Source organism: Sharpea porci, assembly GCF_009695655.1.
Taxonomy (GTDB): Bacteria; Bacillota_I; Bacilli_A; order Erysipelotrichales; family Coprobacillaceae; genus Sharpea; species Sharpea porci.
In genome coordinates this window covers 1-23,171 of record NZ_VUNM01000027.1, presented here as the reverse complement: position 1 = coordinate 23,171, position 23,171 = coordinate 1, and the positions used below count along the sequence as shown (strand labels likewise).

Annotated in this window: 18 protein-coding genes; 2 read left to right on the top strand and 16 right to left on the bottom strand. The window is 37.1% G+C overall.

Annotated elements, in window-relative coordinates:
* Nucleotides 1-2: 2 nt before the first annotated feature.
* From uvrA to gap, 11 genes are all read right to left on the bottom strand, one after another.
* Nucleotides 3-2,825, bottom strand: coding sequence for an excinuclease ABC subunit UvrA (uvrA, locus tag FYJ79_RS09955; RefSeq protein WP_154517696.1), 2,823 nt, complete (start codon nucleotides 2,823-2,825; stop codon nucleotides 3-5).
* Nucleotides 2,815-4,161 carry a CCA tRNA nucleotidyltransferase gene (locus FYJ79_RS09950; protein WP_154517693.1) on the bottom strand — a complete coding sequence of 449 codons (1,347 nt, stop codon included), beginning with the start codon at nucleotides 4,159-4,161 and terminating at the stop codon, nucleotides 2,815-2,817. Before FYJ79_RS09950 ends, uvrA begins: the two co-directional genes overlap by 11 nt.
* Complete coding sequence (gene uvrB, locus FYJ79_RS09945; protein WP_154517659.1) at nucleotides 4,154-6,127, bottom strand: excinuclease ABC subunit UvrB; 1,974 nt, start codon at nucleotides 6,125-6,127, stop codon at nucleotides 4,154-4,156. Before uvrB ends, FYJ79_RS09950 begins: the two co-directional genes overlap by 8 nt.
* Before the next feature lie 14 nt (nucleotides 6,128-6,141).
* Nucleotides 6,142-7,545 carry a S41 family peptidase gene (locus FYJ79_RS09940; RefSeq protein WP_195837070.1) on the bottom strand — a complete coding sequence of 468 codons (1,404 nt, stop codon included), beginning with the start codon at nucleotides 7,543-7,545 and terminating at the stop codon, nucleotides 6,142-6,144.
* Nucleotides 7,546-7,646: 101 nt separating this feature from the next.
* Nucleotides 7,647-10,919 (bottom strand): DUF7601 domain-containing protein, encoded by a 3,273-nt coding sequence (locus FYJ79_RS09935; RefSeq protein WP_154517653.1) that lies wholly within the window; start codon nucleotides 10,917-10,919, stop codon nucleotides 7,647-7,649.
* The gene (locus tag FYJ79_RS09930) at nucleotides 10,906-11,484 is read right to left on the bottom strand and encodes a hypothetical protein (protein WP_154517650.1); all 579 of its coding nucleotides are present in this window, start codon (nucleotides 11,482-11,484) and stop codon (nucleotides 10,906-10,908) included. The genes FYJ79_RS09935 and FYJ79_RS09930 overlap by 14 nt, the downstream gene beginning before the upstream one ends.
* Entirely contained in the window at nucleotides 11,481-12,404 is a 924-nt protein-coding gene (srtB, locus tag FYJ79_RS09925; protein WP_154517647.1) for a class B sortase, read from the bottom strand. Before srtB ends, FYJ79_RS09930 begins: the two co-directional genes overlap by 4 nt.
* 17 nt (nucleotides 12,405-12,421) lie before the next feature.
* A complete protein-coding gene (locus FYJ79_RS09920) occupies nucleotides 12,422-13,705 on the bottom strand; it encodes a DUF7601 domain-containing protein (protein ID WP_154517644.1) in 1,284 nt (427 codons plus the stop codon).
* A gap of 18 nt (nucleotides 13,706-13,723) precedes the next feature.
* Entirely contained in the window at nucleotides 13,724-14,242 is a 519-nt protein-coding gene (gene lepB, locus FYJ79_RS09915) for a signal peptidase I (protein ID WP_154517641.1), read from the bottom strand.
* Nucleotides 14,243-14,723: 481 nt separating this feature from the next.
* Nucleotides 14,724-15,617: a LysR family transcriptional regulator gene (locus tag FYJ79_RS09910; RefSeq protein WP_154517638.1), complete on the bottom strand. Its 894-nt coding sequence runs from the start codon at nucleotides 15,615-15,617 to the stop codon at nucleotides 14,724-14,726.
* Nucleotides 15,618-15,886: 269 nt separating this feature from the next.
* Complete coding sequence (gene gap / locus FYJ79_RS09905; RefSeq protein WP_033163141.1) at nucleotides 15,887-16,897, bottom strand: type I glyceraldehyde-3-phosphate dehydrogenase; 1,011 nt, start codon at nucleotides 16,895-16,897, stop codon at nucleotides 15,887-15,889.
* A 371-nt stretch (nucleotides 16,898-17,268) separates the two neighbouring features.
* On the opposite strand from gap, the gene FYJ79_RS09900 reads away from it, so the two are divergent.
* Complete coding sequence (locus FYJ79_RS09900; RefSeq protein ID WP_154517635.1) at nucleotides 17,269-17,532, top strand: hypothetical protein; 264 nt, start codon at nucleotides 17,269-17,271, stop codon at nucleotides 17,530-17,532.
* Nucleotides 17,533-17,804: 272 nt separating this feature from the next.
* On the opposite strand, the gene FYJ79_RS09895 is transcribed toward FYJ79_RS09900, so the two are convergent.
* The 5 genes from FYJ79_RS09895 to FYJ79_RS09875 form a co-directional block, all read right to left on the bottom strand.
* Entirely contained in the window at nucleotides 17,805-18,308 is a 504-nt protein-coding gene (locus tag FYJ79_RS09895; RefSeq protein WP_154517632.1) for a DUF4256 domain-containing protein, read from the bottom strand.
* Nucleotides 18,309-18,351: 43 nt separating this feature from the next.
* On the bottom strand, nucleotides 18,352-18,690 hold the full coding sequence (gene rpoE / locus FYJ79_RS09890; RefSeq protein WP_154517629.1) for a DNA-directed RNA polymerase subunit delta: 339 nt from the start codon (nucleotides 18,688-18,690) through the stop codon (nucleotides 18,352-18,354).
* Between the two features lie 9 nt (nucleotides 18,691-18,699).
* Nucleotides 18,700-20,358 (bottom strand): arginine--tRNA ligase, encoded by a 1,659-nt coding sequence (argS, locus tag FYJ79_RS09885; protein ID WP_154517626.1) that lies wholly within the window; start codon nucleotides 20,356-20,358, stop codon nucleotides 18,700-18,702.
* 106 nt (nucleotides 20,359-20,464) lie between these two features.
* Complete coding sequence (locus FYJ79_RS09880; RefSeq protein ID WP_154517623.1) at nucleotides 20,465-20,851, bottom strand: DUF1934 family protein; 387 nt, start codon at nucleotides 20,849-20,851, stop codon at nucleotides 20,465-20,467.
* The gene (locus tag FYJ79_RS09875; protein WP_154517620.1) at nucleotides 20,844-22,109 is read right to left on the bottom strand and encodes an HD domain-containing protein; all 1,266 of its coding nucleotides are present in this window, start codon (nucleotides 22,107-22,109) and stop codon (nucleotides 20,844-20,846) included. Before FYJ79_RS09875 ends, FYJ79_RS09880 begins: the two co-directional genes overlap by 8 nt.
* Before the next feature lie 118 nt (nucleotides 22,110-22,227).
* On the opposite strand from FYJ79_RS09875, the gene FYJ79_RS09870 reads away from it, so the two are divergent.
* Complete coding sequence (locus tag FYJ79_RS09870) at nucleotides 22,228-23,046, top strand: purine-nucleoside phosphorylase (protein ID WP_229771448.1); 819 nt, start codon at nucleotides 22,228-22,230, stop codon at nucleotides 23,044-23,046.
* Nucleotides 23,047-23,171 lie beyond the last annotated feature (125 nt).

Genomic DNA, 23,171 nt, shown 5'->3' with positions numbered 1-23,171 from the left:
CCTTATAACAGTTCCTTTAAGAACCAGCCTGTGCGGCTATCTGCACACTTGGCAACTTTCTCAGGTGTGCCTTGTACAACTATTGTACCACCCGCATCGCCACCTTCCAACCCTAAATCAATAACCCAATCAGCAACCTTAATGACATCAAGATTATGTTCAATCACAAGAACAGTATCACCATTATCTACAATTGTCTGAAGGACTTGAATAAGACGATTGACATCATCAGAATGCAATCCTGTTGTTGGTTCATCAAGAATATAGAGTGTTTTACCTGTTGCTTTCTTCTGCAATTCACTGGCTAGCTTAACACGTTGGGCTTCACCACCAGAGAGTGTTGTGGAAGACTGACCAAGCTTAATATAACCTAGACCTACATCATAGAGAGCTTTGATCTTGTTGTAGATGCGAGGAAGGTTCTCAAAGAAACCAAGGGCTTCTTCAATTGTCATTTCTAGCACATCATAGATATTCTTGCCTTTATATGTCACCTGTAAAGTTTCTTCATTATAACGTTTGCCACCACATTCCTCACATGGCACATAGACATCAGGAAGGAAATGCATCGAAATACGCTTTACGCCATCACCCTGACAGGCTTCACAACGTCCTCCTTTTGTATTGAAAGAGAAACGTCCTTTGTCATAGCCACGCATCTTAGCCTCTGGTGTTTTCGCAAAAAGATCACGAATATCATCAAAGACACCGGTATAAGTCACCGGATTACTTCTTGGCGTACGACCAATCGGTTCCTGCGAAACTTCAATCACTTTATCAATATTCTCAATGCCACGGATTTCTTTATGTAAGCCAGGCTTTTCTTTTGACTTATAGATTTTCATCTTTAAACCCTTAGCTAAGATATCATTGACTAGGGTTGACTTGCCTGAGCCTGAAACACCCGTTACAACGATGAATTTCCCAAGAGGGAATTTCACATTGATATTCTTCAGGTTATGTTCTTTCGCACCGCGTACTTCAAGATACAAGCCATTGCCTTTACGACGTTTTTGTGGCACTGCGATTTTCTTGCGCCCTGATAAATAAGCACCAGTAATAGATTTCTCATTGGCCATCACTTCTTCTGGTGTCCCAGCTGCAACAATCTCACCGCCATGAATGCCAGCTCCTGGCCCAACATCGACAATAAAGTCTGAAGCACGCATCGTATCTTCATCATGTTCAACGACAAGCACAGAATTACCTAAATCACGCATATCCTGTAATGTCTGAATTAGTCGGGCATTATCACGCTGATGCAAGCCAATTGATGGTTCATCAAGAACATAGAGCACACCTGATAAACGTGAGCCAATCTGTGTCGCTAAACGAATACGCTGTGCTTCACCACCTGATAGACCGCCAGCACGACGAGCCAATGTCAAATAACCTAAACCTACATTATGTAAGAATGTTAATCGATCTTTGATTTCCTTGATAATCAAGCGGGCAATCTTTTCTTCCATGATGGATAATTTTAAATGGGTAATGAAGTCAAGTGCCTGATCTATGGACATGGCTGTAAATTCAGCAATATTCATACCTCCAACCTGGACAGAAAGCACCATTTCATTTAAACGATTGCCATGGCAAGTAGGACAAACATGTTCACCCATGAATGAAGAATAATATTCTTTTGCCCATGATGAGGTTGTTTCTTGATAGCGTCTTTCAATTAATGTCTTCACGCCTTCAATATATTTCGTTGTACGTGAGACATTGCCACTCGATGATGTAATTTCATAATGAATAGGTTCCTTTGAACCATAGAATATAATATCCAGTTCTTTCTTAGAAAAATCTTTTAGCGGCTTATTGAGATCAATATGGTAATAATCTAGCAGTTTTGTGAATGTTTGCCATTCAATACGATCCGTACCCACAGCTGTCTTAAAATAACGTAAACCACCCTCATTAATAGAAAGATTCCAGTCAGGAATTAATAAATCATCATCAACCTCTTCCTTAATCCCAAGTCCCTTACAATCAGGACAAGCACCTAATGGATTATTGAAAGAGAAAAGACGTGGTTCAAGCTTCGGTACAGAGAAACCACATATAGGACATGCCTGATTGGCACTAAATAGCTTCTCAACACCCTGTGTTAAGTTTTCAACAATACATTCTCCATCAGCTAGCTTCAGTGCTGTCTCTATAGAATCTGTTAAGCGGGCATGATAGCCCTCTTTTTTGACAATACGGTCAACAACAACATCAATCGTATGTTTTTTATTCTTTTCTAGCACAATATCATCTTCCAACAGACGCATTTCCCCATCAACCTTAACACGCACAAAGCCATCTTTAAGAAGCTTCTCAAAGAGTTCTTTATGCGTTCCTTTCTGGTTCATAGCCATGCGGGCAAGAATCTGAAGCTTGTCACGATCATCATACTGATCAACAATATCCACCATCTGCTTAATCGTTTGGGCTTCAATCAGAATATTGTGATGAGGACAATAGGCATGACCAACACGAGCATAAAGTAAGCGCAAGTAGTCATAGATTTCCGTCACTGTCCCAACAGTTGAACGAGGGTTATGGGATGTTGTTTTCTGGTCAATCGCAATAGCTGGTGATAAACCATCAATACTGTCAACATCCGGCTTCTCCATGCCACCCATAAACTGTCTGGCATAGGCAGAAAGTGACTGGACATAACGACGCTGTCCTTCCGCATAGATCGTATCAAAGGCCAGTGAAGTCTTCCCACTTCCTGATAACCCCGTCAGAATGACAAGTTTATTTTTTGGTATTGAGACATTGACATTCTTGAGGTTGTTTTCACGTGCCCCTTTTACAACAATATAATCATTTGCCATTTTTTAACCCCCTTAATATCTTTTCTTTACTATAACCGGCAAGCTGCATGTCATAGGCTTTTTCAAGTAATTGACGATATTGGCTTTTCTCTTCAAAGTTGGCATCAATAAGATCCTGTCCAGTGACAAGAGGTTCTGGTGCCTCTGTCCCACACTTGGCCATAATATCTTCCATCTTTTGATCAAATGCGATAATCGTATCATAGGTAATCGCCCCGCGCCCTAGCTTATCACAGCGTGAAAGCATCATTAAGTCACGCACTGGAACCTTACCTTCAATTTCCTTTAATAGACGTTTATAGGTAATTGGCCGGATGTGATGTCTTGCCATATTCATCAAGCGCATATGATAGGCAATCATTGTCCGTACATAGATACGCATTTTCTTGCCTTGAATGATCTTGACTTCCCGATCAAAGACCTCCGCACCAACACTATCATGTCTAAGTGCATGTCCATCCGGTGTTGTCACAGCTGGCTTACCTATATCATGTAATAAGGCTGACCACATAAAGGCCAATGGATCACTGACATCTTTCTTCGTTAAAGCCGCAAGATCAAGCACCAACATCGTATGATTGAAGACATTACCTTCAGGATGATAGTCAGGTCTTTGATGTGTATGAACAAGTGCTTCCAGATAGGAAGGCAGGGCATGAATATCACGTAGGAAGATAAAGCCAGCTGAAGGATGAGGTGCCATCAGAATTTTATTATATTCTTCATAGATTCTTTCTCGACTCACATCTTCCAACATGCCTTCTTCAACCATTTTCAAACATTCCTCAAAAGTCTCTGGTGTACATTCTAAATCATAACGTGCAATAAAACTGGCTGCTCTTAATAAGCGTAAGGGATCTTCTTTGAATTTCTCAGCATTCACAATACGTAACTGTTTTTTTGACAAATCACCAATTCCATCAAAGAAATCATAGATCACCCCTGTTTTATATTCATACATCAAGGCATTAATGGTGAAATCACGACGACTAGCAGCCTTCTCTAAAGGCAGTTCAGGATCAATTTCAACACGAAAGTCCTGATGCTTTGTCCCTGTTTTATGTTCTACTCGCGGTAAGGCAAATTCATAGCCAGGCAATGTATCAAGATGAATAATCGCAAAGGATGAACCAAAGGTCATGACCTGACCAAAACGTGACAAGATTTCCACAAGATGGGCATAGGACATATGAAAGACTTCAATGTCATAGTCTTTATTTGTCCGCTTCATCATATAATCACGGACAACCCCACCAACGAGATAAACACGACCACCCTCTTCTTCAATGGCCTCAAAGATAGTCCGGGCAAGCTGACTGCATTTTAATTTACGCATCACGCATCTCCTCAATCATATCACGTAGTTCCATGGCACGTTCAAAGTCAAGACGCTTAGCTGCTTCTTTCATCTGTGCCTCAAGTTCACTGATGATTTCCTGTTTAGCCTTCTTGCCAGCTTTCTTGCCCTTCTTGACAAGCTTAGCTGCATGATCTTCGACTTCCTGGCCATGAATCACTTCACGAATATCTTTTTTGATTGTCTTTGGTGTAATACCATGGGCTTTATTATAAGCTTCCTGGATATTGCGGCGACGCTGTGTCTCTTCAATCGCTTCACGCATACTATCCGTCATATTATCAGCATACATAATAACCTTACCATGCGCATTACGGGCAGCACGACCAATCGTCTGAATAAGCGAACGACGACTACGTAAGAAGCCTTCCTTATCCGCATCAAGTATACATACAAGAGAAACTTCAGGTAAATCCAAACCTTCTCTAAGCAAGTTGATGCCTATCAGGACATCATAACGCCCTAAACGTAAATCACGCAAGATCACCGAACGTTCTATAGTCTTTGTATCACTATGTAAGTAAGCAACTTTCAAGCCAAATTCCTTCAGATAATCCGTTAAATCTTCAGCCATACGCTTTGTCAGTGTCGTAATCAGAACACGTTCATCTTTCTCAATACGTTCCTGTATTTCTGAAATAATATCATCAATCTGTCCTTCAATCGGACGTACTTCAATAACGGGATCAAGTAATCCTGTTGGTCTAATAATCTGTTCGACATAATGTCCATTTGTTGAGTCAAGTTCATAATCACCCGGTGTTGCGGATACATAGACAGCTTGATTAATCAGTTTTTCAAATTCTTCAAAACGTAAAGGTCTATTATCCAAGGCACTAGGTAATCTAAAGCCATATTCCACCAATGTCTCCTTACGGCTACGATCCCCATTAAACATCCCTCTGATCTGTGGCAACATTACATGACTTTCATCCACAATCAACAAGTAATCCTTAGGGAAATAGTCAATCAGACAGAATGGACGTTCGCCCGGCTTTCGACCATCAATATGACGTGAATAGTTTTCAATACCTGGACAAACACCCACTTCTCTCAACATTTCGACATCATGACGCGTACGTTGATCAAGACGTTCATACTCAAGTGGCTTGCCTTCTTTTGTATAGTACTCAAGACGATCTTTCAGCTCTTCTTCAATCGTCTTGCAGGCATGCAACATGTTTTCCTTATTTGTGACATATTCATCAGCAGGATAGATGGTATAGGCATTATAAGCCGCAATTGTCTTGCCCGTTAGAGGATCTGCCTCAGTAATACGATCAACCTCATCACCAAAGAGCTCAACACGCACATAATAGCTTTCTGTATGCCCTGGCACAATTTCAATCACATCACCACGCACTCTAAAAGTACCTTTTGTCTGATCCATGTCATTACGTACATACTGACGATCAACAAGATAATTCAAGAGCTCCCGCCGATCAATCTCCTGACCAACATGCAGGGCAAAAATCATCTCTTTATAACGATCTGGATTACCTAAACCATAAATTGAAGCCACTGATCCCACGACAATCGTATCCTCACGATCTAATAATGAATTCATTGCACTTGCGCGAAGCATTTCCAGTTCATAATTCTGTTGGGCCTCTTTATCAATATATGTATCACTTTTAGGAATATAAGCTTCTGGCTGATAGAAATCGAAATTAGAAATAAAATATTCAACACGATTATGTGGGAAGAATTCCTTAAGTTCTTCATAGAGCTGGGCAGCTAGCGTTTTATTGTGGGATAGCACAAGTGTAGGCTTATTAACCGCAGCAATCACATTCGCAAACGTGAACGTCTTACCCGTTCCAGTACCACCAAGTAATACCTGTGTCTTCTTGCCTTCCTTAATACCTTCCACCAATTCCTTAATAGCCTCTGGCTGATCGCCCATAGGCTGAAATGGTGAAACCAATTCAAAATGACGCTTCATTCAAACACCCCCCTTTATAATCGTCCTAAGACATCATTCAATACAAGATCATTTGCCGTATCAGTAATATAATTCATATAATCTGAAAGCAAGTTTTCAAAGTCATTATAATCATATTCTCCATTAACAGTTAAATGATGCTCATTTTCATAACGTTTTAAGCTTTCACTAGCTTCAACAGAAAAATAACCATCCTTTCTACCAGGCTGATAATGTAATGTCTCCAACATAATTTCCATCATTTTTATATGTTCATCAACCTGATCGACCTTATAAATATCAGAGAAATACTTTGTATTAAAATCACGATTATAGCTCTCTATCTTTATATCAGGATTGATTCCTTTTTTATTAATGACTTTCTTCTTTGAAGTCAACCATTCACTATCCGTATATTTTAATGTAGCTCCGTTCGATAACTCATCTTCCACCTGAATAATACTTTTACCATAAGTCTTGCTTCCCACTGTCGTAAAACCATCAACTTCATTAAGTGTTGAAGCAATAAGTTCAGCAGAGCTTGCCGTATTCTCGTTGACAAGAACATAGCCATGCTGATAGTCAAAATCAGTATTGGTATTATCTTTTTGTGGCTTAGTAGAAGACTTGTCACGTAAATAGTAAAGTGTCTCTCCCTTCTTATTGAAGAGCGAAAGGATATCTTTAGCTGTACCTACATAGCCTCCCCCATTATCTCTTAAATCAACAATAAGTTCTGTGACATGTTTTTCCTTAAAGGCATTTAAGATATTTTCTACTTTCTTATCCGTATTACTGCCAATCGTATTAAGATGAATATAACCATAATTCTTACCATTCTTATTCGCTATATAAGCATAGAAATCCGTTTCCACAGCCTTACGTGTCACTTTCTTACTCACATACTGGTCATTCTTCTTCACCTTCAGCATCACACTTGTCCCACTCTTCCCTAAAATCAAATCAGGAATCTTATCATAAGACTGTTTCGCAAGATCAACACCATCCGCACTGACAATAATATCGCCCGCTTTTATTCCTGCTGAATAAGCAGGTGTATTTTCATAGACACGACTGACCATGATGCCAGAATGCACCTTTAAATACGTGATACCAATTCCTTCATAATCACCATTCACTGATGTCGTAAAAGCCTTTGATTCATCCTTAGTGAGATATTGGGAATGTATATCCCCCAAACCATCCACCATTCCTTTAAGTATTCTTGTATCCAACGATGTTTTATTATGTGTTGTATCATAGAATGCATTCTTTAAGATCTTATAAACTTCATTGACCCTACTTGTATTAGACTGCGGTGCAACCTTATTAATTAAGCCGCTTAAGCCATATCCCCCAACTAGCCCGATGACAAGAACAATGCAGATTGTCACAACATAAGCCTTAAATGTGATTCTCTTTTTCTTCTGTTTATCCATAGTATTTCCTCGTTGTTTCATTCTATCATAAAGTCTTTTATTTGAATACGCAAAAGCATAGACAACTTAAAAAGGACTTCATAACGAAGTCCCTCTTTCTATCAAGAATGACGTTTTTTCCTAATCCATAATAGACATCCACACAACAATAAACTCAATAGACCAAGTACAAACACAATCATTGGTTTATGAGAATCAATAATTCCTGTTTCAGGCATATCACGTACATTATAGATTGTCACAATCGGACTATCATTTCTATTGATGGTCTTATTCTCTATAGCTGTATCTTGTTTTGTTTCTTGGTTGAGCTGATATTGTGTGACATAAAGTGTATCTTTTGTTTCTTCAACTGAATATGTCCCTGGCTGGATATTCTTGAAAACAATATATTGATTCGCTTTTAAAGTGATATGTGCTTCACCATTAGTGAATGACATTGTCCCTGTCGCTTGATTGCCTGTTGATGGAGCCTCACCCCATATTGAGGCATTACTGCCTTCAACATCGACATTGCCATTAACCGAGTTCCCACTTTCATCTTTCAAAGTCACCTTGATATGGAAATCTCTCTGGTCATCACCCATATTCCCACCAACACTATTTTTAATAGTGAGATTTTGAGTACCATTAAAATCATAATAATATTTTAAGGTTTTGCCTTTCGTTGGGAAATTTTCAATCTTTAACACACTATCCGTTTTATTCAAAACATAACCTGATTCAGCCTCTGGAGGGATACCAATAATCGTTTGACTAGTAGTCCCTAAATAATCATGATCCGATATCTTCTGATAATACTTTGTGATCCCATCACGTGTCAACGTTGTATAGTCATCTGAAGCCTTAGCAGGATAATCACCCTCATGTATTTCTTTATACATGACAATGTTATAAATCCCTTTACCAGCTGGAATATGTTTGCTGTCAACCCATTGTGCTTCAAATGTATAATGGTCATCACCATTATCTTTGTCATCATAAAGTGTCTTAGTAATGTTATCTTCTTTATCAGTAGTTGGATTATAGAGCTGATAAGTGATCTCTTGTTTTTCGGTATCACGGCCATAATTATAGGTTGTTGTATCAACCGTATAGGTTTCATTTGGCATCAGAATACGCTTGATAGACTCATCTTTTTGAATAGTTGGATCACTATTGGTAGGAATCATCTTCCATCCTGCAAAGACATAACCCTTTTTCACCGGTGTCGCCGTCGGCATCAAGATATGATTAGAGCCATCTTCAATAGAATATTTCTTATCATCTATATAGCTCTCTTTGCCATTAAGCGTACCACCATTTAAATCATAAACAGCATCAAACTTATATGGCGATATTTCAATTTGAATATTACGATGAGGCTGATTGACAGAATAATATTTGATAAAGTTTGTATAGCCATCATTCATTGCCTGTGCAAAGGATTTAATAGCTTTTTGTTTATCATGATACGTATTGTTATAAGACATATACATTTTAGAAATAGGTTTGGCGACGGGCTTATAGTCACTTGTATAATCAGCACCTGTCACATAGACCTTTGCCGTCTTGATATCATAGCCTGGCAAGACATCAAAATAAAGATGTCTCTCCGTCCCCACTTCACCTGGTGCTTCAAACTGTGTATGCCACTGGTTAGACGTATAGCCATCTGAGCGCACTGTCTCATCAAATAATGTTCTAGGCAAAGTGCCATCTTCACTTGCATCACCATAAATATATTGATGATCAGGAGAACGTTTTCCATCCTGATTTACTTCTTCCCATTTAAACAAATCTTTTTTACGATAATAGGGCTCACCATTATATAAACTATCCCACCATTTATTATTATCATGGTCTTCATCATAACTATCAGCAACAATACGCTTAACACCAACAGCTTTCGTCAAAGTTAAAGACTCACTATTTACGGCATTACAATCAAAATCCACATTAATATCACGACTTGCATTTGTCACCCAGCATTCAAATTTCAAACGTTTATTTCTCTTCAATAATGAATTACTATCTTCTCTATCTTTTTCGAGATGCAAATCATAATTGACAGAATAGTTCTGATAATCTTCATAACGATCAAACTTAAAATGGGCGACCATGCCATGATCAAGCTTTGTATCATGGACCTTTCCATCATACTGAGCATCCAGGGCAATGCCATTAATCGCAAGACGATCAAATTGCCAGTTGGTACCTTTTTGTGAATACATCACAAAATAGAATGTGCCCCCTGGTGATGCACTTGTTGTGGCAATATCTTTTGCCTTCTTGACAACATTGCCACTTTCATCTGTTAGCTCTTGTTTTGTATACGAACAAAATTGATTTTGATTTGTATAGAGAAGATCGTGGGTTCCATCATCACCTTCATACTCAATATAATGTTCTTTACCATCTTTGTCCTTTACTGTTGCGATTGTTGAAGCACTTTTTGTATCCTTAATGACTGCTTTGGCATGAATTGATAAACCTGCTTCATTTGTCAGCGAAGCATCTCCATCAATATCATCAATCGTATTCGTACTAGGATTATACGTCCCCGAATACCCTTTCCAACAAATATAACCATGATGTTCACCAAAAGGATTCACAACATGCATACGATATTGTGCCACAGGCTCTACTACCGCCACAACAGTAATATCACTCGATGGAACATAGTGACCAGCATCATCAAGATTATAAGAAATATCAGTTTGATTCTTGCCATCAGTGACATACAATCTTTTTAAGCGATAATCCTTACCACCGCTACCTGCTTTAGTCTGGCAGATAAAGTGTACTTCAAGTGTTTGCCCAACTATACATTTAGTCGATGGTGTGACAAAATAGCCTCCTAGATCATCTTGCGACATACCTTTAGATAACTCTTTACCATTTGTATCTTGTACACTATAGCTAATGTTATAAGCTGCTTGATATTGTAGCTTAATATAAGCACCTTCTGGCAATAAGACACCTGTTTCTGGTGTTGTTGAATAGGCGTAATATGTATAGCTTACATCATTTTCCATGTAAGTATTAGCGTAATGTATCGGTGTTTCTTTGCCATCTTTAAATTCAACATATGCCCCTTCAAATACGGCATGTTCAATGACTGGTACAGTTGTACTGTCGATGACACCTGCCTTCATCTTTGTTGGAGTATTTTGTTTTGCATCACCAATATAAACAGAAACAGGGATTTCATTATTCTGAGTAATGACATTGGCTTTAACAGCTTTATTTAAGAGGGCAAATGACATCTTGTTTTCAAACTGAAAATCATCTGTCGCAATAGCTGTCTGGTGATACACAAATGTTCCTATTGTCAAAGCAAGAAAAGTCAAAAGGATGACAATAATAAGTTTGCTTAATTTATTGATTTTCATAATAATCATCATCCCTTCTCATTGACAAAACAATCAAACAAGCCATCATTACAAAGGCAAATACCATCACCATAACCCATATGATAATAGGTGTATTGTCCTCTGTTTTGACTTGTTTGGATTGCCTATGTTGACTATTGATATGAAAGACCATATCTTCTTCTTTATAGCCATTTCTATTCACTGGCAATAAGGCATGTCCCTGAAGTCGCCCCTGTTGATCATAATCAACAAGAATGCGAATATGATAACGTTGTTGTCCTTGTTCATTACTCAGGTAGTAGTGATATAGGCCTGGCTTTGAATAAGATAAATTAATGGTTTGTTTATGGTCTAAAGCATGCATAATATAAGTCATTTCACCATTGGATGTACCTATTGGCATGGGTGCATCTTGACTTTGTAGTTTATATTGATAGGTTGCTTGTGGTATTGAGGCATAAGGAGAGGAGACTTTTTGATAAAACGTGAGATGGACTTGGACAGTTTGATGCGCATAAGCATCTTTGCATACCAAGGGTATAAACAAGAAGAGCACTAAGATCACTAACTGTTTCTTCTTCATTTCTCTAACTCCACCTTCCTTTTATAAGAAAGATAGCGATTATAGAGGAATAATATACATAATAGGAAGAGAAGATTCACAATCGCTAATACAAGTAAAGGACAACGCTTTAATTCCTCTAATAACCCATAATGATCAAAGAGATTAAAAGATTTATGAATAAATGGATTCTTATGAATCTTATTGGTCATCTTACAAACAAGAATCATACGACCATTTGTAATATCTCCTTCACATGTACTTAAGAGAACAAGATGGTCATCTTCACTTATTGGCATGGATCGAATGCATTGAGCCTTCTCTTGAATATAAGACTGATAGGTTTGTTTTTGCGTTAAAGATGTAATGCCTGGATGATAGATTAAGGTATTATTGGCATCTGTTTCCAATAATGCATAAATATCCAATCCCCACCAATGATGATTGGCATAGATTTTTCCATATTGATGTTTTTGAAAATAATCTTGAGAGAGAAATAAACTCAAATCCCCTAACATCATATGTTGGTCCATATGATGACCATATATGATATTGTTGTAATCTTGGAAATTGGATTGATTACGATAATCGAGATAAAGACTTCCCGATGCTTGAAAACGGCCATCAGCTGTATGATTAAGATAATAGATATTATCCTTGCCCTGTACAATGGGATAATCACAGCCTGTACCATAGAGCTCAATCCACCCAATAACATCTTTATTCACTTTCACATAATCTTCAAAACGCCGACGATCATGTGTAGGCTTATATTCCTTATAATGATTATGACTTGCTTCACTATAAAGCAAAGCACTATCCCATAATGCATATATTCCAAAACATAGTAGCAATAAAAGAAGGATGAGAACAGAGAAGTTCACGCCTTCAGAAATACCATGTACAACACGCTTTCCTAACGCTTTCCTTTCTCTTCCCATCCATTGCCACCTCTTAATTATCTTTCTTCACTTTTTCTTTTAGCTGCAATATATCCAACAAAACCAGCTAATACTCCTAAAACAATTAAGATATAAGGTAAGTTATTGACAAAAATACCTGTTGGTGAATTTGAATTACGTGTATTCACAACAACAACAGTATCCGTACCTTCAGAAACATTACCTGTTACAAGTTCACGTTCTTTTGACTTCTGAGCAGGTATACCGCCATTTAAACGAGCATACGTCGTAGAAGTATAAAAGGTATCACGATCTGTTTCCTGTGCTTCAAAAGCTGTACCAACATATAAATCAGTAAAGACAAGCTTTTCACCATGATTTAATGAAACAGTTTGTGCCACGCCATCAGTGAACGTTAAAGTTTCACCATCCTGTGTACCATCAGCTGTAACAATCTTAGCACTATATTGTTTTGACGAAACGTTCGCAAGAGCAGGAGCAGTCACTTTAACAGTGAAGGCGAATTTCTGATTCTGATCAGCTAAATCACCTGTAATAATCTTTCCAACAGAGAAAATCTTATCACGTGCCTCATTAGGATCTGTAGGATTATCAGCTTTAGGCGTTACTGGATCTGGATTTTCTGTTGAAGTGTCTTGGATTTCTTTCAGATAGGTATTCACAAAGCGTAATCCACCACTGCCTGGAATATTATCATCTGGCTTACTAGGATTTACCTTCTTGGCATCCCCATTAGTAACGGTATTACCCTGGTCATCTTTTTCCTTAGTAACCTTAATATCCGAAATATAATTATTGTTTGTATTATCCTTCTTGACATAAACAATTGCCTTATATTCAGCTCTAGAATATGTCATTTTCGTTGTGGTTTTCAAATGATTTGTCTGATCTTCAGTTTCCTTAGGTTCTTCATTACCTAGTGTTTCATTAATTGTAAATTCATAAACACCAGGACCATCTGCCTTAAACTGGTTGACTTCTTCAGTACTTAATAATGGTGTTGATTTTAGATAACGATAAATCTTATGATCATTACCAGCTCCATTAACATCAATGATTCTCTTTGTATCAGTATCTGTAAATGTAATGCTCTTTTGTGAAATCGTCTTAGCGTAATTACCACCATCTTTTTTAACAGCACTCATATCAAAGGTAAATGTCGTTCCAGCATCAGGTATTTTCGTTCCTACTGGCATATCAAACTCTTTAGTGATATAGGCTTTGGCATCAGTCTGATCGGCAAATACTGGTGCTGTCAGAGCAAGCGCCATCATGCCTGAAACACAAAAAGCTATCATGCCTTTAAAATAATTCTTCATAATTTTTCCTCCATTTCATTAAATGTTGCGACGTCGTATAACACAAATCACTTTTCCAATAATGTTTTTCTCACTCACTGCACCAAATACACGACTATCCGTCGCCTGTTCACGATTATCACTCATCACAAAGACCTTTCCTTTGGGGACATGATAAGGAAACTGGACGGATGATACATAGCGTTTTGTCTTCGTATAGACATGCACTTCCTCTTTCAATGCACCATTCACCATTAAACCATCATCAGTAATATCAACAACATCTCCACCTATCGCAACAATACGTTGTACTTGTAAGAGATTTGCCTCTTTAAACAAAACAACATCCTGATCCGCAAAATGTCGATCCAAACGATAGAAAAACGCCAAATCCCCCTCACTTATAGATGGTTTCATATTATCCGCATTATAACGTAATGCACCAAATATAAATGTAAGGACGAGGGCAAAGATTAAAATGATAATAGCTATCTTGATGAGGAGATAGAGAATATCCTGCATTAATGTAGGCTTAGCATGTGGAGCTTGATGTGTCATATACGTCTCCTTCTAGAATTGTTCTTCCCACTATTATTGGGCTACATAAAGAAAATCAGCGTATTTGAAATTGAAATAAAATGAATTATAATAATATTAGCTACTGATTTTCATTTATGCTTCATCCGTACGTGACTATCGTTATTAAAATGCTCACAATAATCCGTACATCAATCACCGTACCTGCATAAAATGTAGCTATTAGCTCCGCCTTTATTCTTCAAGACGAGAGCGAGACACCCACGGCCATGGGTGTTTTTTCATATAGGCAGGTACCCTTCATGCCTCCTTCCTGCTTTACCCTATCTTAGCATTATGCATGTCAATAAAAAACTAGCAAAATTATTATAGGGTTCATAAGATTTACTTATACTCTAGTGAATATTTACTAATATTAATATATTCATTTATTTCATAATATCGATAAGAGCTCTAAAGAAAAAAAGATTTCTATGCCTTAAACATAGAAATCCTTTCAGTCTTAAGAACCTTTATTTTGTCCTATATTCTGGAAAAATGCAATCATTTCATCAACAAGCTCATCATATGCATGATCATAATAAGCAACACCAAAATAAGCTGTATGATGAGTATCATCACATTCAAGAAAACTATATTGTGAATCATCATTTACAAATTCCTTTGAAACGAATGCGACACCTTGATCCAAACGTACACTCATTAAAAGATCTTCAAAAGAATCACATTCCTTGACGATATTGGGAATAAAACCATCTTTTTCACAATTCCGCATAAAATCATTATAAAGCCCTTCACCAGCTGCTCGACTTAACGTAACAATGGGCTCATTTTTGATTTCTTGAACAGAAATCTTTTGTCTTGAAGCTAGACGATGTTTCTTACTGACACATACATAAACACGTGCTGAATAGATTTTCTTACAGATAATATACGGAAGAATTTCAAGATTATTGTAGTTGCCAATCGCTATATCAAGATTATGTTCTTGAAATAGGTCGGCACATTGTCCTAACGGAACATATTTGAGTTCAACTTGTTCTTGATGAGAGGAGAGATACTGTTCAAGAAAATGAGGAATAAATTTTCTCATAAAAGGTCCCTGAAAGCCAATCACAATGCTTTTTTCTTTGTGATTGTTAAGATAGTTTAAAAGATGATCATATTCTTCCACAATATATTTCACATTTTCATAATATATTTTCCCTTTTTTTGTCAGTTGCGGTCGATATTGACTACGGTCAAATAGCTGAAATCCAAGTTCTTCTTCAAGGTGCATGATTTTTTGGGATACCGCCGATTGCGACATAAAGAGTTTCTTTGCCGCAGCACTAAAACTGCCACATTCAACAGCACAAATAAAGATCCTTACTTGATCCACCTTAAGATTCGACAAAAATACACCCCCTTAATATATCTATGGTATATATATATATATATATATATATATATATACGTTATTTATATATTAACATAGGATGTATGATTAAAATACCCATATTTTACTTATAGACTTTATAAGTTCAGCTTATATTGTTATGAATGTATTACATATAATCTAAGATACTGTATTCTCTCAATACAACATCATTTCATCTAATATAATTATTATGATATAAAACAAAAAGCCCACTCAAGTGGGCTCTTCTTGATTCAATATGAGAATTATAATTCAGCGAAATACTTAATAGTTCTAACCATGTTAGAAGTGAATGAGTTTTCGTTGTCATACCATGATACTGTCTGAACTTCAGTATCACCATTTGGTAATGGGTTAACCATAGTCTGAGTAGCATCGAATAATGAACCGTATCTCATACCAACGATATCAGAAGATACGATTGGGTCTTCGTTGTAACCGAATGATTCAGTCTGAGCAGCCTTCATAGCAGCATTAACCTGTTCAACTGTTACAGCACCCTTAACTACAGAAGTTAAGATAGTTGTTGAACCAGTTGGAACTGGAACACGCTGTGCAGAACCGATTAATTTACCATTTAATTCTGGGATAACTAAACCGATTGCTTTTGCAGCACCTGTTGAGTTAGGAACGATATTAACTGCAGCTGCACGAGCTCTTCTTAAATCACCTTTTCTGTGTGGTCCATCAAGGATCATCTGGTCACCAGTGTAAGCATGAACTGTTAACATGATACCTGACTGGATTTCAGCTAAATCATTTAATGCTTTAGCCATTGGAGCTAAGCAGTTTGTAGTACATGAAGCAGCAGAGATAATCTGATCTTCAGCTGTTAATGTTTCATTATTTGTGTTGAATACGATTGTCTTTAAATCGTTTCCAGCTGGAGCTGAGATAACAACTTTCTTAGCACCTGCTCTTACATGAGCCATAGCTTTTTCTTTTGAAGTATAGAAACCAGTACATTCAAGTACTACGTCTACTCCTAATTCGCCCCATGGTAATTCTTCAGCGTTAGGTTTAGCGTAGATAGTGATTTCCTTACCATCAACTACGATTGAGCTTTCCTTAGCTTCTACAGTGTCAGCTAAAGCATATTTACCCTGTGATGAATCATACTTTAATAAATGAGCTAACATTTTAGGTGAAGTTAAGTCATTGATTGCTACTACTTCGTAACCTTCTGCACCAAACATCTGTCTGAATGCTAAACGACCAATACGGCCAAAACCATTAATTGCAACTTTTACTGCCATTTTATGACATTCCTCCTTATTAAATCTACACATATTATATGTCACGCCATCTTTAAAATCAACAAATTCTCTTTGCTTCAAATTAATTTTAACGTTTTTAACACGCTCTTTAGCCTTATAGTCTTAACTCTTACCAAGCATTAATTTAAAAAACATTGTATTGATGGTACAAATCTAAAATTGCGCTTACATAAGATGTAAACAATTTAAACAAATAAGAATATTGTTTTATCCTTATTTCTATCACTTTATTAACATCAATCCCTTAACTTCACATCACAGAATACGCTTTCATCTTAAACAACGACATTGATCTACGACTTGTCATCATCAAAAGAAATAGTACAATAGATGCATATGGAGGTATATTTATGTCATACGATTCATCAACAGTAGAAGAAAAATACAAAAGATGCCAACAAGCCGTTGAACTTCTCAAAATACAGACCAACAATGACACTGATGCTCTTGCAGAAGTTTTCCATGCATTAAGCGATTGTCAGAGTTTTGGTGCTGATGAGTGGAATGTCAGCCAGTTAAGACTCGCCATTATTGAAACAGATGCCAAGCTTGCTTACAACAAGGAAACTGGTGAATTCAATCCCAACGAGAAAGTCATTGCCTTATTTGATTAATGAATGTTGTGAAGCGTTCATGCAGCTATAACTCATACAAAGAAGAATCAAAGACATCATCAAGAACCTACAACTCAGAAATGGATCAAGGAGATGTGTCATAGCGATGATGATATTCCGGTAATAGTGATGCAACCACGAGAAGAACATTCCAAGATGCTGTTAACATAGGTGACAGTGCTGATGATACAAGCTTTGAGTGTTCAAGATGTCATGTACACATGAAAATAAAATCCTAATGAAAAAGTGCTGCGTTAATCGCAACACTCTTTTTATATCTCAATATACCCTCTAAAGCCTCTTGAAGCATAATAGGAATCGGCACCATTATGATAAAGGAAAACAGTCCCATAACGTTTTTCCATAAAGACTACCCCACCCTTTTCACGAATAGAATCAGGGGTTGCCACCCAGCTTGATGTTTTTAAATCAAATTCTTCTAATGACTGTAAGTCTTGATAGTCCTGGATGCTTAAGAGCTGGATACCAATACTTTCTGCTTCTTCCTGCACACTTGATTTTGGGGGATTCTTCTTACGTTTTCTTCTCGCTTCTTCATCAAAGCAGAGTGAACGTCTTTCCTTAGGTGACTCTTTACAACAATCGACATAAGCAATCTTGTCTTTAAAGACAACAACATCGGGTTCACCACCTGTTGCTTCCATATTCGCAATCACTTTGCGAATTTGAGCAGTTAAGCGTTGTTCAACATCTTCCCATGTAAGATTGGGATGACGGTTCATATGTTCTTCAAATCTTTGTTTTAATAAATCCATAAATCCTCCATAAAAAAGGCATACCTTCAGGCATGCCTTCTACTTAGTTTTCATCATCGTCATATGAATCTTCATCTACTGAATCGTCGACTTCTTCCTCTTCGACTTCTTCATCATCATTATAGATATCATTCATATCAATATGAACTTCTTCAAATTTACGACGTAATCTTAAATCCCACATATTTTCACCAGTCGTAATCATACGTCCATCAAGAATCAAACCAGTATAGAATAATGACTGGTTCTGGTCTCTTTCTTCTTCATTATAGCCCTTTAATTCTGCAACTTTATTCCATAAATCAAAGAAGCTAACAGGTCCTGATAAGCTCTTCATATAATCAAAAGCAATATCAACCATTGATGACTGTTTATAATCCATTGTATCCTCCTACATCTGTTCAGGTGCTGTTACACCAATAAGATCTAATGCATTCTTAAGAGTAATTCTACTTGCTTCTACTAAAGCAAGACGTTCTGATGAGAGTTCTCTATTTTCTTCATCCAATACATGACAATCATTATAGAATGAATGGAATAATTGTGCAAGTTTCTGGATATAATTCGCAATTTTGTGTGGTGCTCTGTTCTTTGCTGCTTCAGCAACTTCATTAGGGAACTCATTGATATGTTTTAAGAGTTCGATTTCTTTTTCATTACCTAATAATTCAAAGTGATCAGCCATTTCAAAGCCTTTTTCCTTCGCATTTCTTTCAACTGAGCACATTCTTGCATGGGCATATTGAGCATAGTAAACAGGGTTTTCATTAGATTGTGATTTCGCAAGACCAAGATCAAATTCAAATGGCGTATTAGCTGCTTTAGAGACAAAGAAGTAACGTGTAGCGTCTACTCCAATCTCTTCAATTAAGTCTTTAATTGTGACAGCGTTACCTGTACGTTTACTCATCTTGACAACTTCACCATTCTCAACCATCTGCACTAACTGCATGATATCGATATTCAGCTGGTCTTTGTTGTAACCTAAGGCCTGCATAGCTGCTTTCATACGGTTGATATAGCCGTGGTGATCAGCCCCAAATAAATCCACAAGATAATCAAAACCACGATCAAACTTATTTTTATGATAAGCAATATCAGGTGTAAAGTAAGTATAAGAACCATCATTCTTAATAAGAACACGGTCTTTATCATCACCAAAGTCCGTAGATCTAAACCATAACGCATCATCCTGCTTATAGAGATAACCACGCTTATCTAATTCATCAATAACAGGCTGAATCATATTTTCACGATAAAGCGAAGTTTCACTAAACCAGTAATCAAAATGCACTCTGAATTCATTCAAAATATCTTTGATCTTGGCAAGTTCATGTTGTGTGCCAAGTTCTCTAAAGAAGTGAATCGCATCTTCTTCATTGATATGGAGGAATTTATCACCATGTTCCTCTTTAACCTTAGCAGCAATATCTTTGACATCCTGGCCATAATAGCCATCAGCTGGCATTTCTCTTTCCACCCCAAAGAGAGCTAAATAACGTGTATAAAGTGATAATGCGAGATTGGTAATCTGTTTGCCAGCATCATTAATATAATATTCAGCTGTTACATCATAACCTGCCTTACGCATAACACGCACAATGGAATCACCAACAGCCGCACCTTTGGCATGACCTAGATGTAAGTCACCAGTTGGATTAGCTGAGACGAATTCCACATCATATTTAATATGATTAGGTGTACCATCACCATAGTGTTCCTTTTTTTCTAACACATCTTTAATAACTGACGTCAATGCATCATTCTTCATAAAGAAGTTGATAAAGCCTGGACCGGCAATTTCCACTTTTTCTACATTTGCCTTATCCTTATCAAATGATGCTAAAATATTGTTGGCAATTTCTCTTGGATTCTTATGTAAAAGACGTGTGAGCTGCATGGCAATATTTGTCGAATAATCACCATGTGATGTGTCTTTTGGAATCTCAATATTAATATCTTCTGTATTATATTCCTCTACGAGGTCTCCTTGTACTAAAGCATTTTTGATACTTTCTTTCAGGAGTGCTTCAATCTTGTTTGTAGCCATAACTCCTCCTCTAATTTCATACCATATTAAGATAACATAAAAATAGTGATAGTCAATATTTTTCCCATTCCACCTACAAAAAACAAGAGGATTCCTAAAGAATCCTCTAAGCTTCATCAGCCAATTCCTGTCCTCTCAACATTATATAGACAGTCGAAACAACTTCCCCTTGAACCACCAGTTCATAAATTAAGGAAAGTTTATTTTCATCACTTTCTAATTTAATAACACGTGTTGTCATATGCATCACACCATATTGTGTGACATAGTCATTTTCCATTTCTTCAAAAGCACTTAAAAAGAGATGGCTTTGGCCATGTTTAAGGGATACATGTTGATCATTATAATGGATTTCAAATCTTTCCCCATTACTCGCAAACTTAACAACATGATTGCCCTGGTCATAATGATAGGTCCCTTTTTCTTCATAGCTGACAGACTCTTTAAAACTGCCATGATTAATAACTGATTTATAGATATATTTCTTATTCATCCGTTTCCTTTCTCCAGTTCGAATTTCTCACAAAGAAAACCTTACGATCAATTTTAGGCTTAGAATGCAAGATGGCATTAACGATATGGGATGTATCAGAGAGAGTTGAAATGGTGCCATCTTCCATTAATATCTCAATTTCCCCCGTATGCTTACCGACGCCATAATGTTTATAGGGAACCTGAATAGCCTCATCATCAACGACATAATAATCAGGATCCAAGCCTTTCTCAATTGTCTTCTTGCGATATTCTTCAATCTCACTAGCATCATTAATAGATTCATATTTAAATAAATGACGATTAATAAAACGCTGACATAAATCACTTAAGATTGCATCATCTTCATTCTGCATTTCCCCAATATAGTAATAAATCACATTCTCATCCAACGCTTCATATTCCGCTACACTCATCTTTTCCCCACTAATAAAAGGCAATAAGTATTGAATATTGGTTTGAAAATGATAGCCCTGTTCATAAAGCACAGTCAGTCTTTTCGCAATTAACTGAAAGACATGTTCATAACTTCTTGCTGTTGGATGGAAATAGACCTGATAATACATATGATAACGGGCTAGGATATAGTCTTCGATAGCTTGTACACCACTATATTTAAAGACAATACGATCATCTTTAATACGCAATGTGCGTAAAATACGAGAACGGTCAAATTCACCATAGGTTACCCCCGCAAAATAACTATCACGTAATAAATAATCCATCCGATCCGCATCCAACTGTGAACTCACCATCTGAACAATCATTGGCTTAGAAGCTTTATGGGCAATGACATTAGCTACATCAAGAGGTAAGTCTTCATGCACACTTTTTAATACATGATGAACTTCACTTTCTTCAAGAATCATCCTTCTTGTCATTTCTTCATGATTGGTATGAAAGGCGCCTTCAAAAGTATGGGAAAAAGGACCATGACCAATATCATGCAAGAGTCCTGCACACATCACTGTCAACTTCTCATAATCATTGAGATGTTTGTCTATCTCATCAAGAGCACACATCTTTCTTACCGTTTCATAAACACCTAAACTATGCGTAAAGCGCGAATGTTCAGCTGAAGGGAAGACCATATAGGTACCACCTAATTGCTTAATACGTCTTAAGCGCTGCACTTCTGCCGTGGCAATAAGCTGCCAGATAGGCAAATATTCAAATGTAATATATCCATGAATAGCGTCTCTGATAACTCTTGATTCATGTAAGCGATATTGTTCAAGCGTGAATTCATTTTTATCCATACAATCACATCCTTTGTCATATTCTAACATAAATACAAAGAAAAACGATACATTCAAAGAGGTTAGAGTGTTAATAGTATGACAATTTCTTGTATAATAGATGTTAGGAGGATTATATATGATGTATATTGATGAAATTAGAGAAGCTGCATCCTATATTCAATCTCGCTATCATGAATCACTTGATCTAGCCATTGTCCTAGGTTCTGGCTTAGGCCCTCTTGCCGATCAAATTAAGAATCCGGTTGTGATTGATTATAAGGATATCCCTCATTTCCCTCTTTCTACAATTAAAGGACATGAAGGAAAGCTCTATCTTGGTGAATTAAATGGAAAGCATATTGCGGTTATGAAGGGACGTGTGCATTTCTATGAAGGGCATTCTTCGAAATCGATCACGCTTTGTATTCGTGTGTTCAGGGCTTTAAATATTAGAAAACTCATTCTGACGAATGCCTGTGGTGGTATTCGTGAAGATCTTGTTCCTGGACAGATTACATTAATTAGTGATCATATTAGTTTTCTTTGTCCATCTCCTTTGATTGGACCTAATCTTGATGAATTTGGACCACGTTTTAAAGATATGACGGATGTCTATACAAAGACATTAAGAGCCAAGGCCTTACAAATAGCCAAAGATGTTCATGTCGATGTCAAAGAAGGCATTTATGCCTATTTCACTGGTCCACAGTTTGAAACACCAGCAGAAATTCGTGCTTTAAAAGTCATGGGGGCAGACATGGTGGGCATGTCGACTGTTCCTGAAGCTATCGTGGCAAGACATAGCGGTATGGACGTTTTAGGCATTTCCCTGATTACTAACAGAGCTGCCGGCCTTTCTGCCAACCCTTTAAGTCACCAGGAAGTCGAAGAAGCAGCTTCCAAAGCCCAGGATCGACTTGTCTTATTTGTCAATCAAGTCATTGCATCCATTTAGGGTCTGTCCCGAAATAAAATAGACGCATAAAAATAGCGGTATCACACATATAGTGTATGATGCCGCTATTTTGTGGTATAATAGAGCTATGGAAACTATAAATAATAAAGGCTCTATATACACCA

Excerpts from the sequence above, each read along its gene's own strand:
- uvrA (WP_154517696.1), bottom strand. The coding sequence starts at position 2,825 with ATGGCAAATGATTATATTGTTGTAAAAGGGGCACGTGAAAACAACCTC.
- FYJ79_RS09950 (WP_154517693.1), bottom strand. The coding sequence starts at position 4,161 with ATGCGTAAATTAAAATGCAGTCAGCTTGCCCGGACTATCTTTGAGGCC.
- uvrB (WP_154517659.1), bottom strand. The coding sequence starts at position 6,127 with ATGAAGCGTCATTTTGAATTGGTTTCACCATTTCAGCCTATGGGCGAT.
- FYJ79_RS09940 (WP_195837070.1), bottom strand. The coding sequence starts at position 7,545 with ATGGATAAACAGAAGAAAAAGAGAATCACATTTAAGGCTTATGTTGTG.
- FYJ79_RS09935 (WP_154517653.1), bottom strand. The coding sequence starts at position 10,919 with ATGAAAATCAATAAATTAAGCAAACTTATTATTGTCATCCTTTTGACT.
- FYJ79_RS09930 (WP_154517650.1), bottom strand. The coding sequence starts at position 11,484 with ATGAAGAAGAAACAGTTAGTGATCTTAGTGCTCTTCTTGTTTATACCC.
- srtB (WP_154517647.1), bottom strand. The coding sequence starts at position 12,404 with ATGGGAAGAGAAAGGAAAGCGTTAGGAAAGCGTGTTGTACATGGTATT.
- FYJ79_RS09920 (WP_154517644.1), bottom strand. The coding sequence starts at position 13,705 with ATGAAGAATTATTTTAAAGGCATGATAGCTTTTTGTGTTTCAGGCATG.
- lepB (WP_154517641.1), bottom strand. The coding sequence starts at position 14,242 with ATGACACATCAAGCTCCACATGCTAAGCCTACATTAATGCAGGATATT.
- gap (WP_033163141.1), bottom strand. The coding sequence starts at position 16,897 with ATGGCAGTAAAAGTTGCAATTAATGGTTTTGGCCGTATTGGTCGTTTA.
- FYJ79_RS09900 (WP_154517635.1), top strand. The coding sequence starts at position 17,269 with ATGTCATACGATTCATCAACAGTAGAAGAAAAATACAAAAGATGCCAA.
- FYJ79_RS09895 (WP_154517632.1), bottom strand. The coding sequence starts at position 18,308 with ATGGATTTATTAAAACAAAGATTTGAAGAACATATGAACCGTCATCCC.
- rpoE (WP_154517629.1), bottom strand. The coding sequence starts at position 18,690 with ATGGATTATAAACAGTCATCAATGGTTGATATTGCTTTTGATTATATG.
- argS (WP_154517626.1), bottom strand. The coding sequence starts at position 20,358 with ATGGCTACAAACAAGATTGAAGCACTCCTGAAAGAAAGTATCAAAAAT.
- FYJ79_RS09880 (WP_154517623.1), bottom strand. The coding sequence starts at position 20,851 with ATGAATAAGAAATATATCTATAAATCAGTTATTAATCATGGCAGTTTT.
- FYJ79_RS09875 (WP_154517620.1), bottom strand. The coding sequence starts at position 22,109 with ATGGATAAAAATGAATTCACGCTTGAACAATATCGCTTACATGAATCA.
- FYJ79_RS09870 (WP_229771448.1), top strand. The coding sequence starts at position 22,228 with ATGATGTATATTGATGAAATTAGAGAAGCTGCATCCTATATTCAATCT.